Source organism: Chitinophaga sp., from assembly GCF_036566945.1.
Taxonomy (GTDB): domain Bacteria; phylum Bacteroidota; class Bacteroidia; order Chitinophagales; family Chitinophagaceae; genus Chitinophaga.
Map to the genome: position 1 here is coordinate 1 of NZ_DATCVJ010001119.1, position 9,162 is coordinate 9,162.

7 protein-coding genes are annotated in these 9,162 nt (G+C 45.9%); 4 read left to right on the forward strand and 3 right to left on the reverse strand.

What is annotated here, in order from left to right:
* The 3 genes from VIP81_RS33555 to VIP81_RS33565 all read left to right on the forward strand — a co-directional run.
* Positions 1 to 1,016, forward strand: a 1,016-nt coding sequence (locus VIP81_RS33555; protein WP_414649457.1) for a sodium:solute symporter family transporter, incomplete at its 5' end; no start/stop codon positions are given.
* A gap of 243 nt (positions 1,017 to 1,259) precedes the next feature.
* Positions 1,260 to 1,979, forward strand: coding sequence for an NUDIX hydrolase (locus VIP81_RS33560; RefSeq protein WP_331972680.1), 720 nt, complete (start codon positions 1,260 to 1,262; stop codon positions 1,977 to 1,979).
* 193 nt (positions 1,980 to 2,172) lie between these two features.
* Positions 2,173 to 4,152 (forward strand): alpha-L-arabinofuranosidase C-terminal domain-containing protein, encoded by a 1,980-nt coding sequence (locus VIP81_RS33565; RefSeq protein ID WP_331972683.1) that lies wholly within the window; start codon positions 2,173 to 2,175, stop codon positions 4,150 to 4,152.
* Positions 4,153 to 4,314: 162 nt separating this feature from the next.
* Here the strand turns inward: VIP81_RS33565 and VIP81_RS33570 are convergent, their stop codons facing one another.
* Complete coding sequence (locus VIP81_RS33570; RefSeq protein ID WP_331972686.1) at positions 4,315 to 6,669, reverse strand: beta-L-arabinofuranosidase domain-containing protein; 2,355 nt, start codon at positions 6,667 to 6,669, stop codon at positions 4,315 to 4,317.
* 200 nt (positions 6,670 to 6,869) lie between these two features.
* On the opposite strand from VIP81_RS33570, the gene VIP81_RS33575 reads away from it, so the two are divergent.
* The gene (locus VIP81_RS33575) at positions 6,870 to 8,027 is read left to right on the forward strand and encodes an aldose epimerase family protein (RefSeq protein ID WP_331972689.1); all 1,158 of its coding nucleotides are present in this window, start codon (positions 6,870 to 6,872) and stop codon (positions 8,025 to 8,027) included.
* Between the two features lie 85 nt (positions 8,028 to 8,112).
* On the opposite strand, the gene VIP81_RS33580 is transcribed toward VIP81_RS33575, so the two are convergent.
* Both VIP81_RS33580 and VIP81_RS33585 read right to left on the reverse strand, forming a co-directional pair.
* On the reverse strand, positions 8,113 to 8,448 hold the full coding sequence (locus VIP81_RS33580) for a hypothetical protein (protein WP_331972692.1): 336 nt from the start codon (positions 8,446 to 8,448) through the stop codon (positions 8,113 to 8,115).
* The gene (locus VIP81_RS33585) at positions 8,445 to 9,068 is read right to left on the reverse strand and encodes an RNA polymerase sigma factor (protein ID WP_331972695.1); all 624 of its coding nucleotides are present in this window, start codon (positions 9,066 to 9,068) and stop codon (positions 8,445 to 8,447) included. The genes VIP81_RS33580 and VIP81_RS33585 overlap by 4 nt, the downstream gene beginning before the upstream one ends.
* Positions 9,069 to 9,162: the final 94 nt, after the last annotated feature.

Sequence of the window (9,162 nt, forward strand, 5' to 3'; positions counted from 1 at the left end):
ATGCCCTGATGAAAGATGCGCCGGATCATTTTCATATGATACTGGCCAAACCTGATGCGGCTTCTTCGCAGGAATATATCAACAAGTACCTCGTGTTACCAGGTATCCTGATGTACGCAGCCGGACAGTGGATTGTGAACCTTAATTACTGGGGTTGTAATCAGTATATCACGCAACGTGCACTGGGGGCTAATTTGCAGACGGCCCGCAACGGTATTCTCTTTGCCGGACTGCTAAAAATTATGATGCCGGTGATTGTGATGCTCCCTGGTATTGCCGCTTATGTGCTACAGAAAAATGGTCATCTGCCGGGGTTGGCAAGTAAAGATGGGGCGTATACCGCTATTCTTGGCTTCCTGCCATCCGGTCTGAAAGGCTTGTCCATTGCTGCTTTAACGGCCGCTATTGTGGCTTCGCTGGCAGGTAAGGCCAATAGTATTTCTACTATTTTTACGTTGGATATATACCGTAAATATATCAGCAAAGAGGCGTCTGAAGCCAAGCTGGTTTGGACCGGCCGTATCACAGTGATCGTGGCGATGGTATTGGGCATTCTTTTTACCTGGAACGATTTGCTGGGCATTGGTGGTGAAGGCGGATTTACTTTCATTCAGAAATATACCGGTTTTATCAGCCCGGGTGTATTTGCCATGTTCTTACTGGGTATGTTCTGGAAACGTACCACTGGTGCGGCGGCCGTGGCAGGTATCATTACCGGCTTTACGCTTTGTGTTTTCTTTAACCAGTTTGCACCGGCGGTATTAGGTCATGAAACTATTTTCTATACCGCCTATCCCAATGGAAAAGGGGGATACGAAATTCCGTTCCTGATCTGTATGGGACTGGCTTTTATGTTTACCATGATCGTCATGGTCGGCATCAGTTTCGCCGGACCCAAAATTAATCCCAAAGCGTTTGTACTGGATAAAGCGATGTTTAAGATCAGCCCGGCTACAACCGTACTGATTGTAATCACTTTGTTGTTACTATCGGCGTTGTATATACGCTTTTGGTAAAAGTGCGATTTTTTGTCTTACTCAGGATTATACTGATTTTGATGATTTTCAGGATTTTGTTTTTCAGGATTAAAAAAGATTTTGGAATATAGCAGCAATATTCGTTTCTATCTCCCAAAATCTTTTCGAAATCTTCAAAATCATCAAAGTAAAAATCCTGAAAATCATCAAAATCAGTATAATCCTGAGTAAGACAAAAAATCGCGCGCTTTAATTTGTACTTTCACCCACTAATTCATCGTTATGAAAAGATATTCGCAGCAGACCAGGGTGTTATTTGCCGTTGACTGTATCATATTTGGATTCGACGGCCAGGAGTTGAAGTTGCTGCTGATACAGAGAGGTTTTGAACCGTGTAAAGGGCAATGGAGTCTGGTAGGGGGCTTTGTACAGGAAAGCGAAAGTGCAGAAGATGCGGCTATCAGGGTACTTAAGAATCTGAGTGGACTGGATGGCATCTACATGGAGCAGTTGCATACCTTCAGTTCTCCTTCCCGGGATACGGTAGAACGGACGGTGTCTGTTGCCTACACTGCCCTGATCGATATTCAGAAATATAAGCAACAGCTGAATGAAGATTTTCACGCCGTGTGGTTTCCCATTAATCACCATCCCGATCTGATCTTTGATCATCAGACAATGGTGGATCAGGCAAAGGCAAAATTGCGCTACAAGGCAGCTCTGCACCCTTTATTGCTGGAATTGTTGCCGGGTAAATTCACTATCCCGCAATTGCAGCATCTGTACGAATCTATGTATAACATCTCTTTCGATAAAGGTAATTTCAGTCGCAAAATTTTGTCTACCAAGTTGCTGGTGAAGTTAACGGATAAGGATAAACTGAGTTCCAAGAAAGGCGCCTTTTACTATAGAGTAGACCGTAAAAAGTATAACGCTAACTTTCATGCCTTCCTCAATTTCGTGCCTGACCCACATATGCTGCAACATAACAGCGGCATGTAGGAATAGCTTGCTGCTTTAACAAATAGAAAATTGTTATTATTTTAGTCTCGGTATGGCATATAAAGAAGCATGTGTTTTTTCGGAACACTTTTTTTAAATCAATTACTTTAATTGTTTTAAAGACAATTTAAAAGAGTTTAACCACCAGGTGCTTCTTTAATTATGCAGCGCCTGGAGCCTTCATCAACCACATATGAAAACACAACAACTCATTACGGCGTTCTCTCTGTTGCTGGGCGTGTATGCTACTCCGTTAGCAGCGCAGCAGCCCTTGAACTTTACCGTGAAAGCCAACGAAATTAAATCCGCGGTATCGCCCAATATGTGGGGTATTTTCTTTGAAGATATTAACTTGAGTGCGGATGGTGGCATTTATGCGGAATTGGTAAAGAATCGTTCTTTTGAATTCAGCATGCCACTAATGGGCTGGAGTATTCCGAAAGAAGCAGCGAACAACGGGCAAGTACTGATCATCAACCGTCAGACTGTTAATTCGGCTAATCCCCGTTTTGCGCGGGTAACGGTACCGGGTACACGTAGTTTTGCATTGGTGAATGAAGGTTTTCGTGGCATGGGTATTAAAGCAGGTGAACAATACAATTTTTCTGTGTATGCCCGGCAACAGGCCAGTACAGCAGTGAAACTAACACTTACATTGCTGGACGAATCAGGTAAAGCCATCGGCAGTACTACCATCGCGCCCACCGGCAACAGCTGGGAACAATATAAAGGCAGTTTCACCGCTTCGGCTACTGTGCCCAAAGCGAAGTTGCAGGTGCAGTTTAGCGGTCCGGGTGTAGTAGATGTAGACATGATTTCCCTGTTTCCGCAACATACCTGGAAAGAGCGTCCTAACGGCTTACGTGCCGACCTGGTGCAACTGCTGGCTGACCTGCATCCCGGATTTCTCCGCTTCCCAGGTGGCTGCATTGTAGAAGGGCGGGAGCTGAGTAACCGTTACCAGTGGAAGAAAACAGTGGGAGATGTGAATGAACGAACAGTGATCATGAACCGCTGGAATAACGAGTTCGCACACCGTGCAACACCGGATTATTTCCAGTCATTCGGACTGGGATTCTTCGAATACTTTCAGTTGTCGGAAGACATTGGGGCTTCGCCACTGCCTATTCTCAACTGCGGGATGGCCTGCCAGTTTAATAGCAGCGAAGTGGTGGCGGTGAATGAGCTGGACCCATACATACAGGATGCGTTGGACCTGATAGAATTTGCCAATGGTGATGTAAATACTACCTGGGGGGCTTTGCGCGCGAAAATGGGGCATCCTGCGCCTTTTAACCTGAAGATGATGGGCGTTGGCAATGAACAGTGGGGACCGCAGTATGTAGAGCGTTATACTATTTTTGCCAAGGTGATTAAAGAAAAGTATCCGGCCATACAACTCATCAATAGCCTGGGACCTGGTCCGGATGGCGATAAATTTACTTTCCTGAATGATACCCTGCGCAAATTACATGCAGATATCCTGGATGAGCATTATTACAGTTCACCGGAATGGTTCCTGAAAAATGCCTCCCGCTACGATAGCTACGATCGCAAAGGTCCTAAGATCTTTGCCGGCGAATATGCTGCGCACAGCAAAGGTGTTGGCAATGGAGACAATAAAAACAGCTGGCAGTGCGCCCTCGCGGAAGCTGCATTTATGACCGGGCTGGAACGCAATACAGATGTAGTCGTAATGGCTTCCTATGCGCCGCTGCTGGCACATGTAGATGGCTGGCAATGGGCACCGGATCTCATCTGGTTTGATAATCTACGGTCTTATGGTACCCCTAATTATTATGTACAGAAATTGTATGCCAATAATAAAGGCAGTGTGGTAGTGCCTATTTTGAAAGGGAACAGTGTTATCAGTGGACAGGATAGCGTATATGCGTCTTCAGTAGTAGATCATACTACGGGCGAACTGGTGGTGAAACTCGTGAATACCGCTGCTACACCCATACCGGTGGCATTGGTGGTCCAGGGCGTAAAACTGGCTACTAACGCTAATTTAACGATACTGAAAAGTAATGATCTGCAGGGGTTGAATTCACTGGATCAGCCTATGCATATTTCTCCGGCCACGCAGAACATTGACATAAAGGGAAAGACTATACGAACCAATATAGCCCCCTGGTCTTTTTATGTGATCAGAACTAAAATAACTAAATAAATCGGACCACTGTTTCGCTGTATAGCCGTTGGCGGGAAATACTCCTGTCAGCGGTTTTTTTTTGGAAGTTAGTGGGTGGTAGTTGATTAGGCATATTGTTTCCGGGGGGCGGGTAACCCGGAAACAATATGCCTGTTTATTGATGACAATCCGAAAGAACCTTTACTCTTTCACCATTCTGGCGCCGTAGAGGGGGCCTGCGCTGTTATTCGTTTTAGGTACGAAACGTATACTCACACGTTCTTTCCCTTTCGTCAGGTTTTCCGGTATCGCATAAGAGATTTGATAGAACCGGCTCTCCTTGAATTTATTGATGTCTTCTGTGGCGATAGTCGTGCCGTCTACCACAATATCAAATGTTCTGCCCCGGTTGTCCATGCCCCAGTAAGTGCATTGCAGGGAGTGTTTGCTATTGGGATCTACTTTCATCTGGAAGGCGAAATAGCCTTCTGGCCATGCAATGCGCCATTTGCGGCCATGCTCTTCTTCGGTGCTGGTTTTTTCGCCGGTGAATTCATGATCACGCTCTGGTTGCATTTCGCCCGGGCGAAGGATGTCTGTCGTGCGGGCATCGAGTTCCTGCTGCTGTTTCTTCTCCGCGGCATAGCGCACCTGTTGCTGCTTCCAGCTCTCCGGTGAAAATACATCCCAGTATACGGTATAGTATTCGTTCTTTGTCTGATAAAAAGGCGTCAGTGTCACATCGTTTGGTTGTGCGGAGCCATCGGACCTAAAGCTGAGGGTGTTGTTATCTGTGCGTTTGATCCAGGTATTAGGGGAGTGGTTGGCCGTTACCAATACGGGGACGCCAGTCACAGGATCGGGTTCTTTTTCTCCCAGTATACCGGAGAGCAATACGGGGCCATAGAACAGTGCCTGCCGGTTTTGATTGTCGGGGATGGCTTCTGTGTATACATCTGCGGGCAGTGTAAGGGCGACTTTATCGTTGTTTTTCCAGTTGCGCCGAATGATGAAGTACCCACTCGCATCGGTGGTGAGCGGCTGTGTGGCGCCATTTACCTGGAGCGTAATGCCGTCTCTGGCCCATGCTGGCCGGCGTATGCGCAGTGTAAACGAAACGGGTTGCTTTGTACTAACGGTGAAGGTAGTACGATTATCGGCCGGCAGGTTGTTTTCCTGTTTCAGGGTAATACCTTTTTCCTGCCATTGAAGGATAGAAGGAATGAACAGGTTGACATACAGACTGCCGTCATCGCCTTTGTAGTAAATGCTCTCGCCATATTTTACATGGTTTTCCATGCCTGATCCCACGCAGCAGGTAAAGGTTTCAAACTCATCACTGTATTCTTTATGGCCGCCCATGCGGAGTGGTATAAAGTAACACATCATACCGGTTTCATGATTCTGCGAAGCGAGGATATGATTGTACAATGCCTTTTCGTAATAGTCCATTAACCTGGCCTGTGGCGACAATGCAAACAGGTGCCGGGTCAGCTTCAGCATGTTATAGGTATTACATGTTTCGGTGGTATTGTCTGTCAGTGCTTCGTTGAGGTGATTGGCAGCGCCGAAATATTCATAGTTGCTATTACCACCGTTGGCGTAGGAGTGATCTTTTGTCACTACTTCCCAGAAGTAGGTGGCAATGGCAGCGTCGTTACTGTCTTTATTCAGTTCATACCGGCGGATACTGGCAATGGCTTTAGGTATCTGGGTATTGGAATGTTTACCGGGAAGTACATCTTTGCCGATAGCCAGTGAATCAAGAATGCGTTTATCATAAAAGCGGTAGGAGAGGTCGAGATATTTTTTTTCGCCACTCAATGCATAGGTGTTGACCAGTGTTTCTGCCATGCCGCCGTATTCACAGATCAGCATTTTCTGCATTTGTGCTTCCGTTAGATTTTTGATAACGTTCCCGGTCCAGTCGGCGATGCCTTTGTTGACCTGCAGCGCTTGTGCATTATTGCAATACAGCCATGCATCCAGTAAACCGGCCATTATTTTATGTACGGTGTACCAGGGTGACCAGGCGCCGTTGAGGTCAAAGCCACGGGAGCGGATATCACCAGCGGCGACTTCCGTCCAAAGTTTATCGTCGTTAGGAAATGCGCCAATATATCCGCTGTGGCGGTTTTGCTGGCATAGCGCCAGTTCGCTCACCAGGTAATTCACGCGGTTCAGATAGGCAGTATCTTTAGTAGTGGCATATTGCATGGCACAGGCAGAAAGATAGTGTCCCATGGTGTGTCCGGCAAGACCACCGGTTTCCCAGCCGCCATATTGCTTCCCTTTGGGCGTAAGGCCTGCATTGGAACGGAAGGCCGACAGTAATCTGTCAGGATCTATTTTCAGGAGATAATGCGCATCCGCCAGCATGGCTGTTTTGAAAGGCCCATCCAGCAGCGTCACTGCTCCTAACGGAAAGGGATATGCTTTAATGGCAACGGCAGGCAATACTTTCATTTTAGGCTCTTTCCAGCCTGGAACATAGGATTGGGCAGTTGTGCTATAGTATCCTGCCAGTGCCAGGCAGGTAATGATCAGTCTTTTCATTTTTCATCAATATTTAACCCAATAAAGCTAGCTAGCGTGCTGTATACTTACTTTCCAATTATTGACAGATAGTATACGTATTTTAATCAATCGATTTTTAATTGTTCATTTGACAACAAAAATTAAATAAAATTATTTGACTTTACCCGGATTATCACGATATTTAGTGACTCTTTTTCACTAAAATATCAAAATACGTTATGGACATGAATTTAAAGGCGATGACGGCCCTATTGATTTCCGGTGGAACCCTACTGGCTTCCTGCAACAACAATGCTGCTAAAACAGAAGAAAGTAAGGATTCCACATCAGTTACTACTCCTGCAACCGGTGGCCCACGCAGCTTTGGTCAGGCAGATGGTCAGGAAGTATTACAATACACCCTGAAGAATGCTGCCGGAATGGAAGTGAAAATCCTGAACTACGGCGGTACTATTACCGATATTATCACACCCGACAAACAGGGCCAGAAAGGAAACGTAGTATTATCTTACGAATCATTAGCTGGCTACCAGCAAAAAGGACAGCCTTATTTTGGCGCACTGATTGGCCGTTACGCCAACCGGATTGCCAATGCAAAATTTAAACTGGACGGAAAGGAATATTCCCTGGCGGCTAACAATGATGTGAATAGTCTTCATGGCGGCCTGAAAGGATTCGATAAAGTAGTATGGACAGCCACTCTGGCTGGTGACAGCAGTCTGCAGCTGGTATATAGCAGCAAAGACGGAGAAGAAGGTTATCCTGGTAATTTACAGGCGACAGTTGTGTATACACTCACGCCTGATAACGCATTGCAGATTACTTACAAAGCTACTTCCGATAAGCCTACTCCGGTGAACCTCACCAACCACGCTTACTTTAATCTTTCTGCCGGTAAAGACAGCACCATTCTGGGGCATGAACTGTCTCTGAAAGCGAGTCGTTATACTCCGGTTACTGATAAACTGATCCCTACCGGTAAACTCGATCCGGTAAAAGGTGGCCCAATGGATTTTACTTCACCTAAGAAAATTGGTACCGATATCGGTAAAGTAAAAGGTGGGTATGATCATAACTGGGTATTAGACAAAAAGGACGGTGAGCTGGAAACTATCGCTACCCTGTATGATCCGAACAGCGGTCGTTTCATGGAGGTATCTACTACGCAACCAGGTATACAGTTTTATACCGGTAACTTCCTGGATGGTACCCTCACGGATACCCGCGATGGTAAGAAGTATGTGAAGAACGCCGCACTTTGCCTGGAAACACAGCACTTCCCTGATTCACCGAATCAGCCAGCTTTCCCCAGCGCGATCCTGAAGCCGGGTGAAACGTTTTCACAAACCACCGTGTATAAATTCTCTACAAAATAAATAAGTGTAAGGCGGTTGTTGCCATTTGAAGCTCGCCAAGTATCTGACTTTTTGGTGCATTTCAAATGGGGGCAGCCGTCTTATTTTATGTAGCCGTGTGTGGATCCAATATTTCTTTCTTCATCATGCCGATTATTCCCCATACTCCCAGGATAGCGGCAAGGAGGCACATCAACAGTACCGGCGGCACATATAAGATGCCCACATAGCCAAGCAGCAATCCGTTAAAGCAAACCAATACCCCTATAATGAGTTTTCCGAGCCATTGGCTGGCTTTGAATTCAAGCGGGCGACTGACAGGAGGCGTACTGTATTTATGTACCAGCAGCGCCGTTAATTCAGTAGAAAACTGTTCCGTGGTTGGTACCGTACCGTTTTCTTTTAACCATGCACGGAGTTTGTCGTCATTGATTTTATTCATAGTAAATTTCTTTTTTCCTGGCTCAGTAATAAATGTAATGCTGTTTCCAGTTGCTTACGTCCTCTCAGCAGCCGCATTTTTATAGCAGACTTATTCGCCCCGAGTATCTCACAAATCTCCCCGATACTTTTTTCCGCGATATAATGAAGCGTGATGATAATCCGGTCTTCCGCTGCCAGCTCATTGAGTAGCAGCGTCACGTACTTTTTCCTTTCTGTAGCAACAAGGGCATCCCAGCTCTGATTTTCGGATAATCCCGGCAAATCAGCGGTGTACTGTGTATCGAAAGGGACCGGCGGCGGTTTCCTGTACTGAACTTTCGTAAGAGAAGTATTATAAACGATTTTATAAAGCCAGGAGGAAAATTTAGCGTTGTTGTTAAATTTTCCGAGAGCAGCAAATGCTTTGACAAAGGAATCCTGTACGACTTCCTCCGCATCCTCCCTGTTTGAAACAATCCCTATGGCGATGGTAAAGGCAAAGTCCTTATAGGTATTCACCAGATAAGCTATGCCAGTCGGGTCTCCAAGCGCCGCTTTTTTTAAAAGTTCATCTTCGGGTTGAATTTGCCTTAATAGTTTCATCAGGTAGTTAGACCAGCAAAGAAGGAAAGTGGTCACATAAAAAAAATGTGACCATTTGGGCAAATGGCTGGTCTAATATGAAAGTAGTCAAAAACTTTAAAAAACGCATCATGCAACTAACGTCCGCCGC